Raw genomic sequence first — 21,012 nt, forward strand, 5'->3', positions numbered from 1 at the left:
AGGAGGTCCGCGTGCTGCCGGGCGAGGAAGTCGGAGCCGTCGACGGCACTGTCCTCCTCGTCGGCGGTGAAGGCGATCACGATGTCGCGCCGCGGCCTGACGCCCGCCCGGGCCCAGGCCCGTACGACGGCGAGGACCATCGCGTCCATGTTCTTCATGTCGACGGCCCCGCGGCCCCAGACCACCCCGTCGCGGACCTCGCCCGAGAAGGGGTCCACGCTCCAGTCGGCGGCCTCCGCGGGCACCACGTCCAGGTGACCGTGGACGAGCAGCGCGTCGGCTCCCGGGTCGGTGCCCGCGATCCTGGCGACCACGTTGGTGCGGCCCGGGGTCCGCTCCAGCAGGACGGGCTCCAGCCCGGCGTCCGCGAGGCGCTCGGCGGCGTACTCGGCGGCCGGGCGTTCCCGGCAGTCGCCGCCGCCCCGGTTGGTGGTGTCGATGCGGATGAGACCGGAGGTGAACTCGACGACCTCGTCGAGCGCCCGTCGGTCGACGGCCGCGCCCGGCCCCCGCGTCGCATCCGCCGCGGCCGTGGCGCCCCTGGCGTCCGTCGCTTCCGTCGCGTCAAGAACCTGTTCCATGTCACCCATACTGCTCCTCCACCGCCGCGGAGACGATCGTCGTGACCGCCTTGAAGGTCCGGATCCCCTCGAACATCGCCCCGCTGGTGTACGCGACCCTGCGCTCCCCGCTCCGCTCGACCCCCGGCACGACGGTCGCCGCCATCGCCAGGTGCTCGGCGTCGAACTCCACCTCGACCGTGAAGGGGCCGTCGGCCGCCGGTGCGTGGCGCACGGCGAGCGCGGTGGCCGCCTTCGCGGCGGCGCGGATGTCGGCGGCGGTCCGGGCGGGGGTGCGGCACACCGCGGCGTAGCGCGAGACGTGGTCCTTCACGGCCACGGTCCGGGCGAGCGGCGCGTAACCGGCGGCGTCCGCACACGTCAGGTCGTCGCCGGTGACCAGGACCACGGGGACGCCGTACTCGGCGACGACGAGGGAGTTGAGCCGCCCCTCGCTCGCGCGGACGCCGTTCACCCAGACCCCGGTGATGGAGTTGGCGAGGTAGGTGTGGGCGAGGACGCCCGGCTCGCCCGCGCCCGTGTGGTAGCCGACGAAGGCGATCCCGTCGACGTCCCCGTGCTGGACGCCCTCCACCATGGAGAGGGCCTTGTGCCGGCCGGTGAGCATCTGCACGCGCTCGTCGAGCCGTTCCAGCAGCAGGTTGCGCATGGTCCAGTGGGCTTCGTTGACGAGCACCTCGTCGGCGCCGCCGTCGAAGAAGCCGAGGGCCGCCGCGTTCACGTCGGAGGTGAACAGCGCCCGGCAGCGTTCCCACTGGGGGGTGCCGGGCAGCACGTCGGCGGGCCAGGTGACGCCGGTGGCGCCCTCCATGTCCGCGGAGACGAGGATCTTCATCGGGGCCCCCGGGCGGTCGGTCACGGCACAGGTGCCCCAGCCTATCCGCGGCCCCCGCCCGCGCCGGGCCCGCGGCGCGCCGGGGCGCCGGGGCGGGACGTCCACTCGAACCGGTGAGCCGCCGAGGGCCGCCCACCGGTCCGCGCGGGAGAGGTCAGGCCTTCTCGACCTCGGTGGCCAGGTTCGCCAGCACGGCGTCGTAGATGCGGCCCAGGCCCTTGGGGGCGAAGGTGCGCTCGAAGAAGCCGCCGATGCCGCCCGCGCCGTTCCACACGGTGGAGACCACGGCCTTGGACCGGCCCTCACCGGCCGGGGTCACGGTCCAGGTGGTCACCATGGAGGAGTTGCGGTCCTTCTCCACGAGCTGCCCGTCGGTGGGTTCGGTGACCTCCAGCAGGCAGTCGCGCACGCGCTTGCTGGTGGCCTGGAGCTTCCAGTGGACCAGGGTGCCCTCGCCGTCGCCGCCCTCGCGCACCTCGTACTCGCTGAAGTGCTCGGGGAGCAGCTTGCCCCGGGTACCGCTGTAGTCCGCCAGCGCGTCGAACACGGTCTCCGCGTCAGCCGCGATGATCCGCTCCGTGGTGGCCTCGACCTGCGCCATAGCTGTTCCTCCAGCAGTTGTGTTCCGTCGTCCCGCGCAAGCCAATCACCTCCGGGTCGGGCGCCCAAATCCGTCCCGGGACCGCCCGCGGTCCGCCCCCGGTACTCCATCTGCGGCCGGCGCCGGCGCCGAGGCGTCATCAGATCGGGCCAACGCGCCGCACAATCCCGGCTTCCGCGCACCGCTTCCGGGACGATTCCCGCCAGAACCCTCGGCTGGGAGGCCCCATGATCCGCCCTTTGAAGAAGCGCGCCGCGGTGCTGCTGTCCGTCGCCACGGTCGCCACCGCCCTGGCCACCCCGGTCACGGCCGCCGCCCCCGCCGGTCCCGCGCTGCGCTGGACCGACTGCAAGACGGCCCGCTACCCCACCCTGCAGTGCGCCTCCCTCTCCGTCCCGCTGGACCACGCGCGTCCCGGCGGGCGGCAGATCTCGCTGGCCCTGACCCGGGTCCCGCACACCGCCAGGACCTCCCAGGGCCCGCTGCTCGTCAACCCCGGCGGCCCCGGCGGCAGCGGTCGCGCCCTGGCCGGGTACGTCGCCTCCGCGCTCCCCAAGGCGGTGGCCGCGCAGTACGACGTCATCGGCTTCGACCCGCGCGGCGTCGGCAAGAGCGAGCCCGCCCTGGACTGCGGCGGGGACCACTTCAAGCCCGTACGCCCGGACTCGGTGCCGCTGGACCCGGAGGTGGAGCGGGCGAACCTGGACCGGGTGAAGTCCTTCGCCGCGTCCTGCCAGGCCCGGCACGCGGACGTGCTGCCGTACATCGGCACCGTCTCCGCCGCCCGCGACATCGAGGTACTGCGCACGGCCCTCGGGGCGCCGCGGATCAGCTACTTCGGCTACTCCTACGGCACCTACCTGGGCGCCGTCTACGCGAAGCTGCACCCCGAGCGCGTGCACCGGCTGGTGCTCGACTCCGTCGTCGACCCGGGCGGCGTCTGGTACGGCGACAACCTCGCCCAGGACCGCGCCTTCGACGCGCGCCACAAGGCGTTCCTGGCCTGGGTGGCCCGCCACGACGCCACCTACCACCTGGGCACCGACCCGGCGGCGGTCGAAGCCCGCTGGTACGCCATGCGCGCGGACCTGCGCACCGCCCCGGCGGGCGGCAAGGTGGGCGCGGCCGAGCTGGAGGACACCTTCATGCCGGGCGGCTACTACAACGGCTACTGGCCCGGCCTGGCGGAGGCCTTCGCCGGCTACGCGGCGCGCGGCGAGACCAAGCCGCTGGTGGCCGCCTACGAGCGGTTCGGGGCGGTGGAGCCCTCGGCGGGCAACAGCTACAGCGTCTACACGGCGGTGCAGTGCCGGGACTCGGCCTGGCCCAAGGACTGGAACCGCTGGCGCGCCGACATGTGGCGCACGCACGCCGAGGCGCCCTTCATGACCTGGAACAACGCCTGGTACAACGCGCCGTGCGCGTTCTGGCCCACCGAGCCGCTCGACGCGCCGGACGTCACGAACGCGGCGCTGCCGCCCGCGCTGCTCTTCCAGGCCACCCTGGACGCGGCGACCCCGTTCGAGGGCGGGAGGAGCATGCACGAGAAGCTCAAGAACTCGGCGCTGGTCGTCGAGGAGGGCGGCGGCAACCACGGCGTCGCGCTCAGCGGCAACACGTGCCTGGACGAGAAGCTGGCGGCGTACCTGGCCACGGGCGCGGCGGCCGACGCGACCTGCGCCGCCCGCCCCGACCCCGAGCCGGCCGCGGCCACCCGCGCGGTGCCGCCGACGGCGGGCGGCGCGGCCCTGCACGGGATGCTGGGCTTCCGCGGCTGAACCCCGCCGGGCGCCGGGGCCGCTCCGCTAGGGAGCGTCCAGCTCCCGCAGCGCCTTCGTCGCCGCCACCGCGAGCCGCGGGAGCGACTGGGCCCGGGTCAGCACCTCCCGGGCCCGCGGGTCGCCGAGCGCGCCCAGCCCCTCCACGCAGGCGAGCGCCACCCGCCCGTACGGATCGTGCGGACCCAGCAGCCGGCCCAGGGTGGCGATCAGGGTGGGGACCGATTCCGGGGCGCGCAGGGCGACCAGGAGCCGGACGGGGTGCAGGGCGTAGGCCGTGCGCAGCTCGTTGGTGGCCAGCGCCGCCGCCGCCCGGGCGGTCCGCGGGTCGTTCAGTACGGCGAGGGCCTGCGCGGCGGCCTCGCAGCGGGGCGGGTCCCGGTGGTTGAGCAGCAGCACCAGGGACTCGAAGGCGCGCCGGTCACCGGCCAGCCCGAGCCGGTACGCCGCCAGTTCGCGGGCCCACAGCGGGCGGCCCGCCGCCGTCAGCGAAGCCGCGAGCGCGTCCGGCCGCGCCGTCAACAGCGCCTCGTACTCCGGCGCTTGATCCGCCTCTGCCCGTAGCCGCTCCAGCACGTTCACCCGCCCACCCTAGGGCGGCGGGAGCGGGGGTGAGAGGCGTACGTCACATCTCCCGTGCTCTGGCCAACCGGTTACCGACGGGTTACTGTCCTTCTCAACACGAACGAGGGCGGCCTGGTGACGCAGCCGCCCCCGTGTCCGTCGGTCCGGTGTCCCGATCACTCGGGTACCGATGTTTCGTACGGCGCGGCCCCGGGACAGGGTCCGCCGCTCTCCGCCCCGCACGGCACCGCCCTGCACGGCATCCGCCCGCCCGGGCCCCCGGCCCGTACCGGCCGCACGCCCCGCACGGCATCCGGCGCGCCTTCGACGCGCGCCCTCCCCTCAGTCGTCACTCTCACTGGAGTCCCGCGATGGACCGTCAGTCCAGTCAGCCCACCCCGCCCTCCTGCGGCTCCTCCCCGCAGACGATCGCCGTCGTCGGCCTCGGCACCATGGGCACCGGCATCGCCGAGGTCCTCGCCCGGGCCGGCCGTGAGGTCATCGGCATCGACATCGACGAGAGCGCCGCCCGGCGGGCCACCGCCGCGCTGGCCGCCGCCACCGCCCGCTCGGTGACCCGAGAGCAGCTCACCGAGCAGGAGCGCGACGCCGTCCTGTCCCGCTTCCGCACCTTCGGCGAGCTGTCCGCGGCCGCGGACGCCGATCTCGTCATCGAGGTCGTCCCGGAGTCCTACGAGCTGAAGCAGCAGGTCTTCGCCGCGCTGGACCGGGTCGTGCGCCCCGACGCCATCCTCGCCACCGGCACGAACGCGCTGTCGGTGACCCGGCTCGCCGCCGAGTCGCTGCGCCCCGAGCGGGTGCTGGGCCTGCACTTCTTCAACCCGGCCCCGGCGATGAAGCTCGTCGAGATCGTCTCCTGCGTGCTCACCGCACCGGCGGCCGTCGAGGCGGTCACGGCGCTGGCCCGCGAGCTGGGCAAGGAGCCCGTGTCGGCCGGCGACCGGCCCGGTTTCGTCGCGGACGGACTGCTCTTCGGCTACCTGAACCAGGCCGCCGCCATGTACGAGGCGAAGTACGCCTCCCGCGAGGACATCGACGCGGCCATGAAGCTGGGCTGCGGCCTGCCGATGGGCCCGCTGGCGCTGCTCGACCTGATCGGGGTCGACACCGCCCGGACCGTCCTGGAGGCCATGTACGCCTCCTCCGGCGACCGCCTGCACGCTCCGGCTCCGATCCTCGGCCACCTCGCGGAGGCCGGGCTGACCGGCCGCAAGTCCGGGCGCGGCTTCTACACGTACGAGGCCCAGGGCAGCCCGGTCATCGTGCGCGACCTGCAGACCCCGCTGGACGGGGCGGTGATCGCCTCCAGCCGTCCCGTCTCCACGGTCGGCGTGGCCGGTTCCGGCACGATGGCCAGTGGCATCGCGCAGGTCTTCGCGCAGGCGGGCTACTCGGTGGTGCTGGCGGCGCGCAGCCAGGACAAGGCGGAGGCGGCCAAGGCCGCGATCGGCAAGTCCCTCACCCGCGCGGTCGACAAGGGCCGGCTGACGGCGGAGGCCGCCGCACGGACCCTGGACCGGATCTCCCCGGCCGGGTCCCTGGAGGCCTTCGCCGAGGTGGACCTGGCCGTCGAGGCGGTCGCGGAGGACCTGGCCGTCAAGCAGGAGCTGTTCGCGGCCCTGGACAAGGTGTGCCGCCCGGGAGCGGTGCTCGCGACGACCACCTCCTCCCTGCCGGTGATCGCGATCGCCCGTGCGACCTCGCGTCCGCAGGACGTGATCGGCATGCACTTCTTCAACCCGGCGCCCGCGATGAAGCTCGTCGAGGTGGTCCGGACCGTGCTGACCGCCGACGACGTGCACGCGACCGTCCGCGGGATCTGCGCGAAGGTGCGCAAGCACCCGGTGGACTGCGGGGACCGGGCGGGGTTCATCGTGAACGCGCTGCTGTTCCCGTACCTGAACAACGCGATCAAGATGGTCGAGCAGCACTACGCGAGCCTGGACGAGATCGACGCCGCGATGAAGCTGGGCGGCGGGTACCCGATGGGTCCCTTCGAACTGCTCGACGTGGTCGGCCTCGACGTCTCGCTGGCGATCGAGAAGGTCCTCCACAAGGAGTTCCGGGACCCGGGCCTGGCCCCGTCCCCGCTGCTGGAGCACCTGGTGGCGGCGGGCTGCCTCGGCCGCAAGACCGGCCGCGGTTTCCGTGAGTACGCCCGCCGGTAAGCCGGTGAGCACCCCCGCCGGTGAGCCACGGCCCGGCCGGCGGGCATCCGAGCCGGATGCGTGGGGAGGGCTGCTCGGGACTGCCGGACCCTCACGGCGGGACACACCCACCGAGCCCAGTGCGGGCCCTCCCCCGCATCCATCCCCGTCGCGGGCCCCACAGGCACGCTCGCCCGCGCGCATGAAGTACTTTCGGTCTATGTCCCAGCCCGCCAAGACCTCGCCCCGCGCCGCCTCGGCCTCCGACGCCCCGGAGAGCGCCGCGGGTACCCGGGCGGCCGCCCAGCGCCTGAAGATGCGCCGCGAGCTGGCCGCCGCGGCCATGGAGCTGTTCGCGACCAAGGGGTACGAGGCGACGACGGTCGACGAGATCGCCGCGACCGCGGGCGTCGCGCGGCGGACCTTCTTCCGCCACTTCCGCTCGAAGGAAGAGGCGATCTTCCCGGACCACGACGACACCCTGACCCGGGCCGAGGCGGTGCTGGACGTGGCCCCGGCGCACGAGCACCCGCTCGACACGGTGTGCCGCGGGATCAAGGAAGTCATGAAGATGTACGCCGCCTCCCCGGCGGTGTCGGTGGAGCGCTACCGGCTGACCCGTGAGGTGCCGGCGCTGCGCGAGCGCGAGATCGCCTCGGTGGCCCGCTACGAGCGGCTCTTCACCCGCTACCTGCTGGCCCACTTCGACGAGCAGGACCACCACGCCGGGAACGACGATCCGCTGCTCGCCGAGGTGGCCGCCTCCGCGGTGGTCACCGCCCACAACCACGTGCTGCGGCGCTGGCTGCGGGCCGGTGGCCAGGGCGACGTCGAGGGGCAGCTGGACCACGCCTTCTCGATCGTGCGCAAGACCTTCGGTTCGGGGATCGGCGCGGGGCGCTCGCAGGCCGGGGCGCAGGCTCCCGCAGCGGTCCGCACCGAGGGCGAGGTACTGGTCGCGGTGGCCCGTACGGACGCGCCGCTCGACGAGGTCATGCGGACGATCGAAGAGGCGCTGCGCAACAGATAGCGACATCCGTCACAAGGGCCGCTCCCGTTCCGGGGGCGGCCCTTTCTTTCTGTCCAGCTTGTCCCTACTCGCCGGTAACTCTGATCGATCATCGCTCATCTGCGCAGGTCAATCGGCAAATGAGAGAAGTTTTTGGCACGCAGTGCCTTGCCGAGTGACACGGGGTGCCATACGTTGAATCTCGTCCGGATGTCCCCGCGATCCACGCCCACCACGGCACGGAGCGCGCCCCGGACGCCTGCGTCACAGGCACCCTCCGCGCCACCCGCGCGTGGCCACGCACCACCCCGCCGGACCGACGGCACACCTCGAACAGCGCCACTCAGCACCACAGCTCCACCCTCAGCGCCACCGCTCCACCCCCAGCTCCACCACCTCGCCCTTGATCCACCTTCGACAAAACCCTCAGCGTTTCCCTCAACGCTCAGCCGGAGGCACCACCGTGAAGGACATCCTCGACGCGATCCAGTCGCAGGCCGCGACGGCCGCCGACTTCGCGGCCCTGCCGCTGCCCGAGTCCTACCGCGCGATCACCGTGCACAAGGACGAGGCAGAGATGTTCGCGGGGCTCACCACCCGCGAGAAGGACCCGCGCAAGTCCCTGCACCTGGACCAGGTCCCCGTGCCCGAACTCGGCCCGGGCGAAGCCCTGGTGGCCGTCATGGCCTCCTCGGTCAACTACAACTCCGTGTGGACCTCGATCTTCGAGCCCGTGTCCACCTTCAGCTTCCTGGAGCGCTACGGGCGCCTCTCGGAGCTGACCAAGCGGCACGACCTGCCGTACCACGTCATCGGTTCCGACCTGGCGGGCGTGGTCCTGCGCACCGGCCCCGGCGTGAACGCCTGGAAGCCGGGCGACGAGGTCGTCGCGCACTGCCTCTCGGTCGAGCTGGAGTCCTCGGACGGCCACAACGACACGATGCTCGACCCCGAGCAGCGCATCTGGGGCTTCGAGACCAACTTCGGCGGCCTGGCGGAGATCGCCCTGGTCAAGTCCAACCAGCTGATGCCCAAGCCCGGCCACCTCAGCTGGGAGGAGGCCGCCTCCCCCGGTCTGGTCAACTCCACCGCCTACCGCCAGCTGGTCTCCCGCAACGGCGCCGGCATGAAGCAGGGCGACAACGTCCTGATCTGGGGCGCCAGCGGCGGCCTCGGCTCCTACGCCACGCAGTTCGCCCTGGCCGGCGGCGCCAACCCCATCTGCGTGGTCTCCAGCCCGGAGAAGGCCGACATCTGCCGCGCGATGGGCGCGACCGCGGTCATCGACCGCAACGCCGAGGGCTACAAGTTCTGGAAGGACGAGCACACCCAGGACCCCAAGGAGTGGAAGCGCTTCGGCAAGCGCATCCGCGAGCTGACCGGCGGCGAGGACATCGACATCGTCTTCGAGCACCCCGGCCGCGAGACCTTCGGCGCGAGCGTCTACGTCACCCGCAAGGGCGGCACCATCACCACCTGCGCGTCGACCTCGGGCTACATGCACGAGTACGACAACCGCTACCTGTGGATGTCGCTCAAGCGCATCATCGGCTCGCACTTCGCGAACTACCGCGAGGCGTGGGAGGCCAACCGCCTGATCTCGAAGGGCAAGATCCACCCCACCCTCTCGAAGGTGTACTCCCTGGAGGACACCGGCCAGGCCGCCTACGACGTCCACCGCAACCTCCACCAGGGCAAGGTCGGCGTCCTCGCGCTGGCCCCCGAGGAGGGCCTGGGCGTGCGCGACCACGAGATGCGGGCGACGCACCTCGAAGCGATCAACCGCTTCCGCGACATCTGATCCTTCGTCCGATCCGTCTGATCCGTCCGAGATCGTTCAAGGGCCAAAGGGACAGCCTGAGATGACAGAGCGCCAGAAAGACCGTCCGTGGCTCATGCGGACGTACGCCGGCCACTCCACGGCCGAGGCGTCCAACGAGCTGTACCGCCGCAACCTCGCCAAGGGCCAGACCGGCCTGTCGGTCGCGTTCGACCTGCCGACGCAGACCGGCTACGACCCCGACCACGTCCTCGCCCGCGGCGAGGTCGGCCGGGTCGGGGTCCCCGTCTCCCATCTGGGCGACATGCGGCGGCTGTTCCAGGACATCCCCCTGGAGCAGATGAACACCTCGATGACGATCAACGCCACCGCCATGTGGCTGCTGGCGCTCTACCAGGTGGCCGCCGAGGAGCAGGGCGCGGACATCGCGCAGCTCCAGGGCACCACCCAGAACGACATCGTCAAGGAGTACCTCTCGCGCGGGACGCACGTCTTCCCGCCCGGGCCCTCGCTCCGCCTGACGACGGACATGATCGCGTACACGGTCAACCACATCCCGAAGTGGAACCCGATCAACATCTGCTCGTACCACCTCCAGGAGGCCGGGGCCACCCCGGTCCAGGAGATCTCGTACGCGATGTCCACCGCGATCGCCGTCCTCGACTCGGTGCGCGACTCGGGCCAGGTGCCCGAGGAGCGCTTCGGCGAGGTCGTCGCCCGGATCTCCTTCTTCGTGAACGCGGGCGTCCGCTTCATCGAGGAGATGTGCAAGATGCGCGCCTTCGGCCGGATCTGGGACCGGATCACCCTGGAGCGCTACGGCATCGCCAACGAGAAGCAGCGGCGCTTCCGGTACGGCGTCCAGGTCAACTCGCTGGGGCTGACCGAGGCGCAGCCGGAGAACAACGTCCAGCGGATCGTGCTGGAGATGCTGGCGGTCACCCTCTCCAAGGACGCCCGGGCCCGCGCCGTGCAGCTGCCGGCCTGGAACGAGGCGCTGGGCCTGCCCCGGCCGTGGGACCAGCAGTGGTCCCTGCGCATCCAGCAGGTGCTGGCGCTGGAGAGCGACCTGCTGGAGTACGAGGACATCTTCGCGGGCTCGCACGTCATCGAGGCCAAGGTGGACTCGCTGGTCACCGAGTGCATGGCGGAGATCGCGCGGATCCAGGAGATGGGCGGGGCGATGGCCGCCGTCGAGTCCGGCTACCTGAAGTCGCAGCTGGTCTCCTCGCACGCCGAGCGGCGGGCCCGGATCGAGGACGGCGAGGACAAGATCGTCGGCGTCAACTGCTTCCAGCAGACCGAGCCGAACCCGCTGACCGCCGATCTGGACGGCGCGATCATGACGGTGGACGGAGCCGTGGAGGCGCTGACCGTCGAGCGCATCGTCCGCTGGCGCGCCGAGCGCGAGGAGTCCTCGGACCGGCAGGGCGAGGGCGACCCCTTCGTCTTCCCCACCACCCGGCAGGCGCTGGAGCGCCTGAAGGAAGCGGCGGCCGGCACCGAGAACCTGATGGAGGCCACCCTGGAGTGCGCCCGCGCCGGTGTCACCACCGGCGAGTGGGCGACGGCCCTGCGCGAGGTGTTCGGCGAGTTCCGCGCACCGACCGGGGTCTCCTCGGCGCCGGTGGCGGTCACGGCCGAGCCCGGCACGCCGATGGCCGAGGTCCGCGCCAAGGTGGCCCGTACGGCCGAGGAGCTGGGCGCCGGGCGGCTGCGGCTGCTGGTCGGCAAGCCCGGCCTGGACGGGCACTCCAACGGCGCCGAGCAGATCGCCGTACGGGCCCGCGACGCCGGGTTCGAGGTGGTCTACCAGGGCATCCGGCTGACCCCGGAGGAGATCTCCGCGGCCGCCCTGGCCGAGGACGTGCACTGCGTGGGGCTGTCCATCCTGTCCGGCTCGCACTGCGCGCTGGTCCCGGACGTCCTCGAACGCCTGCGGGCGGCGGGGGCGGGTGACATCCCCGTCATCGTCGGAGGCATCATTCCGAACGCCGATGCCGTCACCCTGAAGGCGGCCGGTGTCGCCGCCGTGTTCACGCCCAAGGACTTCGGCATCACGGAGATCATCGGCCGTATCGTCGACGAGATCCGCAAGGCGAACAAGCTCCACCCACTAGAGAACGTCGCAAGCACGGAGGTCCCCGCATGACCACGCCCTCTTCCCCGGTCGACCGGCTGCGGCCGCGCCGCTCCTGCCTCGCGGTGCCGGGTTCCAACCCGCGCTTCCTCGAGAAGGCCCAGGGCCTGCCCGCCGACCAGGTCTTCCTCGACCTGGAGGACGCCTGCGCCCCGCTCGCCAAGGAAGGCGCCCGCCACACCATCGTGGACGCCCTCAACCAGGGCGACTGGACCGGCAAGACCCGGGTCGTGCGCGTCAACGACTGGACCACGCACTGGACCTACCGCGACGTGATCACGGTCGTCGAGGGCGCGGGCCAGAACCTCGACTGCATCATGCTGCCGAAGGTCCAGGACGCCCAGCAGGTGGTGGCCCTCGACCTGCTGCTGACGCAGATCGAGAAGACCATGGGCTTCGAGGTCGGCAAGATCGGCATCGAGGCGCAGATCGAGAACGCCAAGGGCCTGGTGAACGTCGACGCGATCGCCGCCGCCTCGCCGCGGCTGGAGACGATCATCTTCGGCCCGGCCGACTTCATGGCCTCGATCAACATGAAGTCGCTGGTCGTGGGCATGCAGCCGCCCGGCTACGGCGCGGACGCCTACCACTACATCCTGATGCGGATCCTGATGGCGGCCCGCATGCACGACCTCCAGGCGATCGACGGCCCCTTCCTCCAGATCAAGAACGTGGACGGCTACCGCGAGGTCGCCGGCCGCGCCGCGGCGCTGGGCTTCGACGGCAAGTGGGTGCTGCACCCCGGCCAGGTCGACGCGGCGAACGAGGTGTTCTCCCCCTCGCAGGAGGACTACGACCACGCCGAGCTGATCCTCGACGCGTACGACTGGTGCACCTCGGAGGCCGGCGGCAAGAAGGGCTCCGCGATGCTCGGCGACGAGATGATCGACGAGGCCAGCCGCAAGATGGCCCTGGTCATCTCGGGCAAGGGCCGCGCGGCGGGCATGCGGCGCACCACCAAGTTCGAGATCCCGGAGGGCTAGGACCATGCAGTTCGGACGCACCTACGAAGAGTTCGAGATCGGCGCGGTCTACAAGCACTGGCCCGGGAAGACCGTCACCGAGTACGACGACCACCTCTTCTGCCTGCTGACCATGAACCACCACCCGCTCCACATGGACAGCAACTACGCCGAGAACACCACCGACTTCGGCAAGAACGTGGTCGTCGGCAACTACATCTACTCGCTGCTGCTGGGCATGTCGGTGCCGGACGTCTCGGGCAAGGCGATCGCCAACCTGGAGATCGAGTCGCTGCGGCACGTGGCACCGACCTTCCACGGCGACACGATCTACGGCGAGACGACCGTCCTGGACAAGACGCCGTCGAAGTCGAAGAACGACCGCGGCATCGTCTACGTCGAGACCAAGGGCTACAAGCAGGACGGCACCCTCGTCTGCGTCTTCCGGCGCAAGGTGATGGTCCCGACCGAGACGTACATCAAGGAGCGCGGCGGCGAGCAGCCCGGCCGCCCCACGCTGAAGGAACAGGGGAAGTAGCACCATGACCCGACTTGCCCAGACCGCCGGCCTCAACGACGTCCAGCGGGAGATCCTCAAGACCGTCCGGGAGTTCGTCGACAAGGAGATCATCCCGGTCGCCACCCAGCTGGAGCACCGCGACGAGTACCCGCAGCAGATCGTCGACGGCCTCAAGGAACTCGGCCTCTTCGGCCTGATGATCCCGGAGGAGTACGGCGGCCTGGGTGAGTCCCTGCTCACCTACGCCCTGTGCGTGGAGGAGATCGCGCGGGGCTGGATGTCCGTCTCGGGCATCATCAACACCCACTTCATCGTGGCGTACATGATCAAGCAGCACGGTACGCAGGAGCAGAAGGACCACTTCCTCCCGCGGATGGCGGCGGGCGAGATCCGCGGCGCGTTCTCGATGTCCGAGCCGGGGCTGGGCTCCGACGTGTCGGCCATCACGTCGAAGGCGGTGCGGGACGGCGACGAGTACGTCCTGAACGGCCAGAAGATGTGGCTGACGAACGGCGGCACCTCGACGCTGGTCGCCGTCCTCGTGCGCAGTGACGAAGGCCACCCCGAGGGCACCGCCCCGCACAAGTCGATGACGACCTTCCTGATCGAGAAGGAGGCCGGCTTCGGGGAGGTGCGGCCCGGCCTGACCATCCCGGGCAAGATCGACAAGATGGGCTACAAGGGTGTCGACACCACCGAGATGATCATGGACGGACTGCGCATTCCGGCCAATCGGGTCCTTGGTGGGGCAACCGGCCGAGGGTTTTACCAAATGATGGACGGGGTCGAGGTCGGCCGTGTCAACGTGGCGGCACGTGGCTGTGGCGTCGCTCAGCGTGCCTTCGAGTTGGGTGTCTCATATGCCCAGCAGCGTCACACTTTCGGCAAGGCCATCGCCGAGCACCAGGCCATCCAGTTCAAGCTGGCCGAGATGGCTACCAAGGTCGAGGCCGCCCATGCGATGATGGTCAATGCAGCACGCAAAAAGGACTCCGGGGAACGAAACGACCTCGAAGCGGGGATGGCGAAGTACCTCGCCTCCGAGTACTGCAAGGAGGTGGTCGAGGACGCCTTCCGCATCCACGGCGGCTACGGGTTCTCGAAGGAGTACGAGATCGAGCGCCTCTACCGGGAGGCTCCGATGCTGCTGATCGGTGAAGGTACCGCCGAGATCCAGAAAATGATCATTGGGCGACGCCTGCTCGAGGAGTACCGACTCCAGGGCTGAAAACACCTTTTCGACCCGAAATGTCCGAATCATTTTGGCGAAAAGGTCACATCCAGTCACTGGCCGACGGACACCGACTCGGCTTCTGGCTTGCCCAGTTGTTGCGTGCAACCGATAGCATTCCAGTAAAGCCGCCGTCCCGTCCCCCAGTTTGCGGCGCGGCAATCACCCGCTACGAAGGTCATCCATGCCCCACAGCCAAACCTCTGCACCTCGCGTCGGCCTCCTCGGTGGACGCCTCGCGCGCGGAGCATCGCCGTGGCTTCTGCCGACCGTCGCCACCGCTGCGCTCAGCCTCAGCCGGGCCCGCAAGTCCGGCCGCTGGGCCGCCGTCGCCGTGCCCACCACTGCGCTGGCGGCGGGCATGCTGTGGTTCTTCCGCGACCCCGAGCGAGAGATCGCCCAGGGCCGTGTCATCTCGCCCGCCGACGGTGTGGTGCAGAGCATCATGCCGTGGAAGGACGGGCGCACCCGGGTCGCGATCTTCATGAGCCCGCTGAACGTCCATGTCAACCGGGCGCCCCTCGCGGGCACGGTGACGTCCGTGGAGCACATCCCCGGTGGATTCGTTCCGGCGTTCAACAAGGAGAGCGAGAACAACGAGCGCGTCGTGTGGCACTTCGACACCGAGCTCGGCGACATCGAGATGGTGCAGATCGCGGGAGCGGTCGCCCGTCGCATCGTTCCCTACCTGCCGGCCGGCACGAAGGTCGAGCAGGGTGAGCGCATCGGTCTGATCCGCTTCGGATCGCGCGTCGACATCTACCTTCCCGAAGGTGTCGAGGTCGCGGTCGAGGTCGGACAGGCCACCACCGCGGGGGTGACTCGAATTGACCGTGACTGATCCCGAAACACCGGCGAGCCGGGCGGACCTCACGACGACCGGCCCCGGCCGGTCCGACTGGGTGCCCGAGGCCGAGGAGGAGACCGACGGCGAGGAGATGCCCCTCTCGCTGCGGCTGTCGATAGCGGACACCCTCACCCTCGGCAACGCGACGTGCGGATTCATGGCGGTGTACTTCACCACCACCGGGATCCTCATCCCGCACCTCACCGGCAGTGACGAGTCGGGCATGGCGCGCCACAGCGCCGCGACCGCCGTGATACTGATGCTGCTCGCCGCGGTCTTCGACCTCTGCGACGGCCTGGTGGCCCGCAAGCTGCGCAGCTCTCCCATGGGCGCGGAGCTGGACAACCTGTCCGACCTGATCAGCTTCGGGCTGGCTCCCGCGTACTTCGTGCTCGTCTACGGCATGGTCGCCGACGACGCGCACCAGCGGGTGTCCGCGCTGGCCGCGATCGTCGTGCTGCTCGCCGTCGTCCTCAGACTCGCGAGATTCAGCTGCGTGACGATGAAGGACGGCATGTTCCAGGGCATGCCGAGCCCCTTCGGCGCGCTCACGGTCGTCTCGATCGTGCTGCTGGAGCTGCCGTTCATCCCGACCACGATGGCGATCATCGGGGTGGCGTGGCTGATGGTGAGCCGGGTCGAGTACCCGAAGCCCCGGGGCGTCCTCGCGGTGGCGATGCTCAGCTGGATCGTCGGTGCGATGGGGCTGCTGGCGGCCTGGGCGTTCGACGCCCCGGGCGGTCAGCTCCTGCTCCAGACCGGCTGCGCGCTCCAGATCGCCCTCGCGGCGACCATCCCGCTGTTCGCGACCACGCGGCGGGCCAACACCTTCCGCCACAACCGGCGCGAGGCACGGGCCGGCCAGCTGCCGTAACCGGCGGCGCGCTCGGCGCGACGCAACCGTACGAAGGGCCCCGGCCGCCGACCAGGCGACCGGGGCCCTTCGCGTGCGCCCGAGGTCCATGTCGGAAAACCGCCAGCCGGGCCCCCGCCGATGTCCGATCCTTGAGTCATGCACACCGACACCGAGCGCTGCGTACGGGCCGTCCGGTCGAAGGACGCCCGCTTCGACGGGTGGTTCTTCACCGCGGTCAGGACGACCGGGATCTACTGCCGTCCCAGCTGCCCGGCGGTGCCGCCCAAGGTGGCGAACATGAGCTTCCTGCCCAGTGCCGCGGCCTGCCAGCAGGCGGGCTACCGCGCCTGCAAGCGCTGCCGCCCCGACACCAGCCCGGGCTCTCCCGAGTGGAACGCCCGCGCCGACGCCGTCGCCCGCGCCATGCGGCTCATCCAGGACGGGGTGGTCGACCGCGAGGGCGTCCCCGGGCTGGCCGCGCGCCTGGGCTACTCGACGCGGCAGGTGGAGCGGCAGCTGAACGCGGAGCTGGGAGCCGGTCCGCTGGCCCTGGCCCGGGCCCAGCGGGCGCAGACCGCGCGGCTGCTGGTGGAGACCTCCGAGCTGCCGATGGGCGACATCGCCTTCGCCGCCGGGTTCTCCTCCATCCGCACCTTCAACGACACCGTGCGCGAGGTCTTCGCCCTCGCCCCCGGGGAGCTGCGGCAGCGGGCGCGCAGGACCCACCGGGGCGCCCCGCAGCCCCGGATCCCCGGCTCGCTCTCGCTGCGGCTGCCCTTCCGCGCCCCCCTCACCCCCGACAACCTCTTCGGGCACCTGGCGGCGACCGCCGTGCCCGGGGTGGAGGAGTGGCGCGCCGGGGCGTTCCGCCGCACCCTGCGGCTGCCCTACGGCACCGGGGTGGTGGCCCTCGCCCCCCGGCCCGACCACATCGCCTGCCAGCTGGCCCTGACCGACCTGCGGGACCTCACGATCGCGATCAGCCGGTGCCGCCGGCTGCTCGACCTGGACGCCGACCCGGAGGCCGTGGACGAGCAGCTGCGCCGCGACCCGCTGCTCGCGCCGCTGGTGGACAAGGCCCCCGGGCGCCGGGTCCCGCGCAGCGTCGACGCGGCGGAGTTCGCCGTACGGGCGGTGCTCGGGCAGCAGGTGTCCACGGCGGCGGCGCGCACCCACGCGGCCCGCCTGGTGAGCGCGTACGGCGAGCCGGTCACCGATCCGGATCCGGCGGGCGGGCTCACCCACCTCTTCCCCTGCGCCGAGGCGCTGGCCGCGCTGGATCCCGAGGCGCTCGCCCTGCCCCGCAGCAGGCGCACGACCCTGACCACGCTGGTCGGCGCCCTGGCCGACGGGGCCCTGGCGCTGGACATCGACAGCGACTGGGAAGCGGCGCGGGCCCGGCTCGGCGCGCTGCCCGGTTTCGGTCCCTGGACCACCGAGGTGATCGCGATGCGGGCGCTGGGCGACCCGGACGCGTTCCTGCCCTCCGACCTCGGGGTGCGGCGGGCCGCGCGGGGGCTCGGGCTGCCGTCCACGCCGGCCGCGCTGACCGCCCGGGCGGCCGCCTGGCGGCCCTGGCGGGCGTACGCCGTCCAGTACCTGTGGGCGACGGACGACCATCCGATCAACCACCTGCCGGGTTGACCCGGCCACGCCGCAGACCCCGTACGACCGCACCCACCGCACGCACCGCACGAGGAGACACCCTCATGGACAGCAGCACCACCGGCACCACCGGCACCGGCAGGCAGCACGCCGTCGTCGACAGCCCGTACGGCCCGCTCACCCTCGTCGCCACCGGCGGCGTCCTCAGCGGCCTGTACATGACCGGACAGCGCCACCGGCCACCGGAGGAGTCCTTCGGGGAGCGCGTCGCGGCCGCGGAGGGGCCCTTCCCCGCCGTGGTGGCGCAGCTGAGCGCGTACTTCGCCGGGGAACGGACCGCTTTCGACCTGCCGCTGCGCCTGGAGGGCACCGACTTCCAGCGCGGCGTCTGGGACCAGCTGACGCGCATCCCCTACGGCGAGACCTGGTCGTACGGCGAGCTGGCGGCCCGGCTGGGCAAGCCGAGCGCCTCGCGCGCGGTGGGCCTGGCCAACGGGAAGAACCCGATCAGCATCATCGTCCCGTGCCACCGGGTGATCGGGGCCTCGGGGAGCATGACCGGGTACGGCGGCGGGGTGGAGCGCAAGGTGCGGCTGCTGGAGTTCGAGTCCGGCCGGACCGGCCGGACGGTCACGGCGGAGGGTCTCTTCTAGACCACCATCAGCGGGACGAGGAGGGCGAAGGCGGCCCCGGCCTCGACCGCGTACCCGTAGAGCGAGGGGTGCGGCACGGGGGCCGCGAGGAGCACCACGCTCTGCTGGGCGGCGGCGGCCTCCACCCACTCGGCAGCGGCGCCCAGGTTGCCCTGGTACCAGCCCTCGCAGGCGCCGGGGCCGCTGACGAACAGGACGTCGTCGGCGCGGCGGTAGGCGGCGCTCCAGCCGGGTGCGGGGGCCGCCCAGCCGTCGTAGTCGGTGAAGTGGGCCCAGCCGCCGTCGCGTATCGCGGTGTCGAACAGCCAGACGGGTACGCCTTCGGGCGTGACATCCGCGCCTGCCTGCTCCTCGGTGGTGAAGTGGACCATGGGCAGGGCGTCGGGCCCGTCGGCGGTGCTGGGCCAGGCGTACATCGTGATCATCCGGTTATTGTGTCCCGTCCGATGTAGGCATCGTGTCACGGGTCACCTTCCGGGTCGGCGGCCCGTGGCGCTACTGCGGGCGGCGGCCGTTCTCCAGCTCCGCGGTGCCCTCGCCCGACCGCAGGACCCGGTAGGCCTCCGCGGCGCGCAGGCCCAGCGCGCCGGGCAGGTAGGCGGTCAGTTCCGCCGGCTCCACCAGCCGCCAGGACGTCAGCTCCTCCTCCTGGAGGGTGACCCTGGCCAGCTGCTTGGCGTCCAGCACGCCGCCGTCGTAGACGTACGCGACGAGCGGCGGGCGGGCGGAGCCGAGCACCCAGTCCACCGCGAGCAGCCGGCCGAGCGGAAGGTCGAGCCCGATCTCCTCGGCGCTCTCGCGGCGGGCCGCGGCGCGCGGGGACTCGCCCCGGTCGGACTCGATGGTTCCGCCGGGCAGCGCCCAGCCCTCGCGGTAGTTCGGTTCGACGAGCAGCACCCGGCCCGCGGTGTCCCGGTACAGGGCGGCCGCGCCGGCCAGCACCCGGGGCAGGCTCGCGATGTAGGTGGCGTAGTCCTCAGTGGTGGTCACCGCGCCAGCCTACCGAGCCGGTCCGGGCGCGCCGCGGCTGCGCCGCGGGCAACGGGGCCGCTCAGGCCGGGCCGTCGTCGTCCCCGCGGCCGCGGGCGCGGGACTCCGCGACGCGCCGCAGCCGGGGGTGCCGGGCCGGACCCTGCTCGGTGAGGGCGTCGCCGACCATGGCCCGCACCGCGTCGCGCACCCCGTGCAGCGCATGGGCGCGGGCGGGTCCGGCCCCCGGGTCGGCGCGCAGCTCCTTCACCAGCGCCCAGCAGACCAGGAGCATCACGAGGACGAAGGGCAGCGCCACCAGGATGGTCGCGGTCTGGAGGGACTTCAGGCCGCCCGCGACGAGCAGCACGGCTGCGACGGCCGCCATCAGCACGCCCCAGGTGACCACCAGCCAGGTGGGCGGGTGCAGCGAGCCGCGGCTGGTCAGCGAGCCCATCACCAGCGAGGCGGAGTCGGCGCTGGTGACGAAGTAGGTCATCACCAGGGCCATGGCGACGTACGAGGTCAGCGTGCCGAGCGGCAGGGCGTCGAGCATCGCGAAGAGCGAGGCCTCGGTGCCGTCCTTGATCTCGGCGGCGAAGTCGACGGCGCCGGTGGAGTCCAGGCGGATCGCGGTGCCGCCCATCACGCAGAACCAGATGACGGTCGCGCCGCTGGGCACCAGCAGCACGCCGACGAGGAACTCGCGGATGGTGCGGCCGCGCGAGATCCGCGCGATGAAGGTGCCGACGAAGGGCGCCCAGGAGAGCCACCAGGCCCAGTAGAAGATCGTCCACGCCCCGAGCCACGCGCTGTCGGTGAAGGCGCCGGTGCGGCTGGCCATCGGAAGGAGCTGGTGCAGGTAGCCGCCGACGCTGGCGGGGATGACGTCGAGGACGTAGACGGTGGGGCCGAGCAGGAACACGAAGAGCATCAGGACGGCGGCCAGCACGATGTTGGCGGTGCTGAGCCACTTCACCCCCTTGTGCAGGCCGGAGAAGGCGGAGAGCACGAAGGCGGCGGACAGCGAGCCGATGATGATCAGTTCGAGGGTGGTCGAGTCCTCGACGCCGGTGGTGATGTTCAGGCCCTTGGCGACCTGGAGGGCGCCGAGGCCGAGGCTGGTCGCGGTGCCGAAGACGGTCGCGAAGACGGCGAGCAGGTCGATGGCGCGGCCCGGCCAGCCGTCGGCCCGCTCCCGGCCCATGAGCGGGACGAAGGCGGAGCTGAGGCGGTTGCCGCGGCCCTTGCGGAAGGTCGCGTAGGCGAGGGCGAGGCCGGCGATGCCGTAGATGGCCCAGGGGGTGAGGGTCCAGTGGAAGAAGGAGTACTCCAGGGCCGCGCGCGCGGCGCCGCCGGTGCCGGGGGCGGCGCCGCTGGCCGGGGGCGGGCTCAGGTAGTGGGTGAGCGGCTCGCCGACGCCGTAGAACATCAGGCCGATGCCCATGCCCGCGCTGAACATCATGGCGATCCACGCGAGGTTGGTGAACTCGGGTTCGCTGTCGTCGGCTCCGAGCCGGATGCGGCCGAAGCGGCTGATCGCGAGGACGACGCACATGACCAGGAAGACGTCGGCGGCGATCACGAACAGCCAGGCGAAGTTGTTCAGCACCCAGGTCAGCGCGGCGGCGGAGGCCGTGTCGAAGGAGTGCTTGCCGAGCGCCGCCCAGGCGACCACGGCCAGTACGGCGATCACTCCGATGCCGACGAGCATCCGGTCGGGCGCGTCGTCCTGCGGGGCCGCGGGGCCTCCCGCGGGGGTGTCGGAGCGTGACTGTTCCCGTGAATCCGTACTCATGCGGCCCCACTATGCGGGGGAATGTACCCATTGCCGACCAGGGCGCGCGGGGTGTGTCCCGGGCCACCCATGGGCTTTGGAGAATCCTCCGGATAGGCTCAGGGCGGCGCGACTG

19 protein-coding genes are annotated in these 21,012 nt (G+C 71.7%); 12 read left to right on the forward strand and 7 right to left on the reverse strand.

Annotation, left to right across the window (positions count from 1 at the left end; all coding sequences use genetic code 11):
• The 3 genes from AC0693_RS30655 to AC0693_RS30665 all read right to left on the reverse strand — a co-directional run.
• On the reverse strand, positions 1–581 hold a 581-nt coding region (locus AC0693_RS30655; RefSeq protein ID WP_478803467.1), incomplete at its 3' end, for a M20/M25/M40 family metallo-hydrolase.
• Position 582: 1 nt separating this feature from the next.
• The gene (locus AC0693_RS30660) at positions 583–1,416 is read right to left on the reverse strand and encodes a M55 family metallopeptidase (RefSeq protein WP_468466825.1); all 834 of its coding nucleotides are present in this window, start codon (positions 1,414–1,416) and stop codon (positions 583–585) included.
• A gap of 154 nt (positions 1,417–1,570) precedes the next feature.
• Positions 1,571–2,017: an SRPBCC family protein gene (locus AC0693_RS30665; RefSeq protein WP_356405024.1), complete on the reverse strand. Its 447-nt coding sequence runs from the start codon at positions 2,015–2,017 to the stop codon at positions 1,571–1,573.
• Positions 2,018–2,244: 227 nt separating this feature from the next.
• Here AC0693_RS30665 and AC0693_RS30670 point away from each other — a divergent pair, with 227 nt between their 5' ends.
• Positions 2,245–3,795 carry an alpha/beta hydrolase gene (locus AC0693_RS30670; protein WP_478803468.1) on the forward strand — a complete coding sequence of 517 codons (1,551 nt, stop codon included), beginning with the start codon at positions 2,245–2,247 and terminating at the stop codon, positions 3,793–3,795.
• A gap of 27 nt (positions 3,796–3,822) precedes the next feature.
• Here the strand turns inward: AC0693_RS30670 and AC0693_RS30675 are convergent, their stop codons facing one another.
• Positions 3,823–4,377 carry a HEAT repeat domain-containing protein gene (locus AC0693_RS30675; protein WP_469317350.1) on the reverse strand — a complete coding sequence of 185 codons (555 nt, stop codon included), beginning with the start codon at positions 4,375–4,377 and terminating at the stop codon, positions 3,823–3,825.
• Between the two features lie 353 nt (positions 4,378–4,730).
• Here AC0693_RS30675 and AC0693_RS30680 point away from each other — a divergent pair, with 353 nt between their 5' ends.
• The 11 genes from AC0693_RS30680 (at position 4,731) to AC0693_RS30730 (ending at position 18,130) form a co-directional block, all read left to right on the forward strand.
• On the forward strand, positions 4,731–6,548 hold the full coding sequence (locus tag AC0693_RS30680; RefSeq protein ID WP_356405018.1) for a 3-hydroxyacyl-CoA dehydrogenase family protein: 1,818 nt from the start codon (positions 4,731–4,733) through the stop codon (positions 6,546–6,548).
• A gap of 199 nt (positions 6,549–6,747) precedes the next feature.
• On the forward strand, positions 6,748–7,557 hold the full coding sequence (locus AC0693_RS30685; protein ID WP_356405016.1) for a TetR family transcriptional regulator: 810 nt from the start codon (positions 6,748–6,750) through the stop codon (positions 7,555–7,557).
• A gap of 442 nt (positions 7,558–7,999) precedes the next feature.
• Entirely contained in the window at positions 8,000–9,337 is a 1,338-nt protein-coding gene (gene ccrA / locus AC0693_RS30690) for a crotonyl-CoA carboxylase/reductase (RefSeq protein ID WP_356405014.1), read from the forward strand.
• Between the two features lie 61 nt (positions 9,338–9,398).
• Positions 9,399–11,468 carry a protein meaA gene (locus tag AC0693_RS30695; protein ID WP_478803469.1) on the forward strand — a complete coding sequence of 690 codons (2,070 nt, stop codon included), beginning with the start codon at positions 9,399–9,401 and terminating at the stop codon, positions 11,466–11,468.
• Positions 11,465–12,439, forward strand: coding sequence for an HpcH/HpaI aldolase/citrate lyase family protein (locus tag AC0693_RS30700; RefSeq protein WP_356405010.1), 975 nt, complete (start codon positions 11,465–11,467; stop codon positions 12,437–12,439). Before AC0693_RS30695 ends, AC0693_RS30700 begins: the two co-directional genes overlap by 4 nt.
• Positions 12,440–12,443: 4 nt before the next feature.
• The gene (locus AC0693_RS30705; protein ID WP_053681718.1) at positions 12,444–12,956 is read left to right on the forward strand and encodes a MaoC family dehydratase; all 513 of its coding nucleotides are present in this window, start codon (positions 12,444–12,446) and stop codon (positions 12,954–12,956) included.
• A gap of 4 nt (positions 12,957–12,960) precedes the next feature.
• A complete protein-coding gene (locus AC0693_RS30710; protein WP_356405009.1) occupies positions 12,961–14,166 on the forward strand; it encodes an acyl-CoA dehydrogenase family protein in 1,206 nt (401 codons plus the stop codon).
• A 187-nt stretch (positions 14,167–14,353) separates the two neighbouring features.
• On the forward strand, positions 14,354–15,010 hold the full coding sequence (locus tag AC0693_RS30715) for a phosphatidylserine decarboxylase (protein ID WP_356405007.1): 657 nt from the start codon (positions 14,354–14,356) through the stop codon (positions 15,008–15,010).
• Entirely contained in the window at positions 14,997–15,890 is an 894-nt protein-coding gene (pssA, locus tag AC0693_RS30720; RefSeq protein ID WP_468466742.1) for a CDP-diacylglycerol--serine O-phosphatidyltransferase, read from the forward strand. The genes AC0693_RS30715 and pssA overlap by 14 nt, the downstream gene beginning before the upstream one ends.
• Positions 15,891–16,028: 138 nt before the next feature.
• Entirely contained in the window at positions 16,029–17,516 is a 1,488-nt protein-coding gene (locus tag AC0693_RS30725) for an AlkA N-terminal domain-containing protein (protein ID WP_478803470.1), read from the forward strand.
• Positions 17,517–17,581: 65 nt separating this feature from the next.
• Positions 17,582–18,130, forward strand: a complete 549-nt coding sequence (locus AC0693_RS30730) for a methylated-DNA--[protein]-cysteine S-methyltransferase (protein ID WP_469317345.1) — start codon at positions 17,582–17,584, stop codon at positions 18,128–18,130.
• On the opposite strand, the gene AC0693_RS30735 is transcribed toward AC0693_RS30730, so the two are convergent.
• From AC0693_RS30735 to AC0693_RS30745, 3 genes are all read right to left on the reverse strand, one after another.
• Positions 18,127–18,555 carry a hypothetical protein gene (locus tag AC0693_RS30735; RefSeq protein WP_356405002.1) on the reverse strand — a complete coding sequence of 143 codons (429 nt, stop codon included), beginning with the start codon at positions 18,553–18,555 and terminating at the stop codon, positions 18,127–18,129. The genes AC0693_RS30730 and AC0693_RS30735 overlap by 4 nt on opposite strands.
• 70 nt (positions 18,556–18,625) lie before the next feature.
• The gene (locus AC0693_RS30740; protein WP_469335364.1) at positions 18,626–19,120 is read right to left on the reverse strand and encodes an NUDIX domain-containing protein; all 495 of its coding nucleotides are present in this window, start codon (positions 19,118–19,120) and stop codon (positions 18,626–18,628) included.
• Between the two features lie 61 nt (positions 19,121–19,181).
• Entirely contained in the window at positions 19,182–20,897 is a 1,716-nt protein-coding gene (locus tag AC0693_RS30745) for a BCCT family transporter (protein WP_478803471.1), read from the reverse strand.
• Positions 20,898–21,012 lie beyond the last annotated feature (115 nt).

The sequence above is a fragment of the Streptomyces sp. NPDC043876 genome, from assembly GCF_056435825.1.

What these genes read in the sequence shown, in the direction of transcription:
- AC0693_RS30665 (WP_356405024.1), bottom strand. Translation starts at nt 2,017, where the DNA reads ATGGCGCAGGTCGAGGCCACCACGGAGCGGATCATCGCGGCTGACGCG.
- AC0693_RS30700 (WP_356405010.1), top strand. Translation starts at nt 11,465, where the DNA reads ATGACCACGCCCTCTTCCCCGGTCGACCGGCTGCGGCCGCGCCGCTCC.
- AC0693_RS30725 (WP_478803470.1), top strand. Translation starts at nt 16,029, where the DNA reads ATGCACACCGACACCGAGCGCTGCGTACGGGCCGTCCGGTCGAAGGAC.
- AC0693_RS30660 (WP_468466825.1), bottom strand. Translation starts at nt 1,416, where the DNA reads ATGAAGATCCTCGTCTCCGCGGACATGGAGGGCGCCACCGGCGTCACC.
- AC0693_RS30680 (WP_356405018.1), top strand. Translation starts at nt 4,731, where the DNA reads ATGGACCGTCAGTCCAGTCAGCCCACCCCGCCCTCCTGCGGCTCCTCC.
- AC0693_RS30705 (WP_053681718.1), top strand. Translation starts at nt 12,444, where the DNA reads ATGCAGTTCGGACGCACCTACGAAGAGTTCGAGATCGGCGCGGTCTAC.
- AC0693_RS30715 (WP_356405007.1), top strand. Translation starts at nt 14,354, where the DNA reads ATGCCCCACAGCCAAACCTCTGCACCTCGCGTCGGCCTCCTCGGTGGA.
- AC0693_RS30745 (WP_478803471.1), bottom strand. Translation starts at nt 20,897, where the DNA reads ATGAGTACGGATTCACGGGAACAGTCACGCTCCGACACCCCCGCGGGA.
- AC0693_RS30670 (WP_478803468.1), top strand. Translation starts at nt 2,245, where the DNA reads ATGATCCGCCCTTTGAAGAAGCGCGCCGCGGTGCTGCTGTCCGTCGCC.
- AC0693_RS30685 (WP_356405016.1), top strand. Translation starts at nt 6,748, where the DNA reads ATGTCCCAGCCCGCCAAGACCTCGCCCCGCGCCGCCTCGGCCTCCGAC.
- AC0693_RS30710 (WP_356405009.1), top strand. Translation starts at nt 12,961, where the DNA reads ATGACCCGACTTGCCCAGACCGCCGGCCTCAACGACGTCCAGCGGGAG.
- AC0693_RS30735 (WP_356405002.1), bottom strand. Translation starts at nt 18,555, where the DNA reads ATGATCACGATGTACGCCTGGCCCAGCACCGCCGACGGGCCCGACGCC.
- AC0693_RS30695 (WP_478803469.1), top strand. Translation starts at nt 9,399, where the DNA reads ATGACAGAGCGCCAGAAAGACCGTCCGTGGCTCATGCGGACGTACGCC.
- AC0693_RS30730 (WP_469317345.1), top strand. Translation starts at nt 17,582, where the DNA reads ATGGACAGCAGCACCACCGGCACCACCGGCACCGGCAGGCAGCACGCC.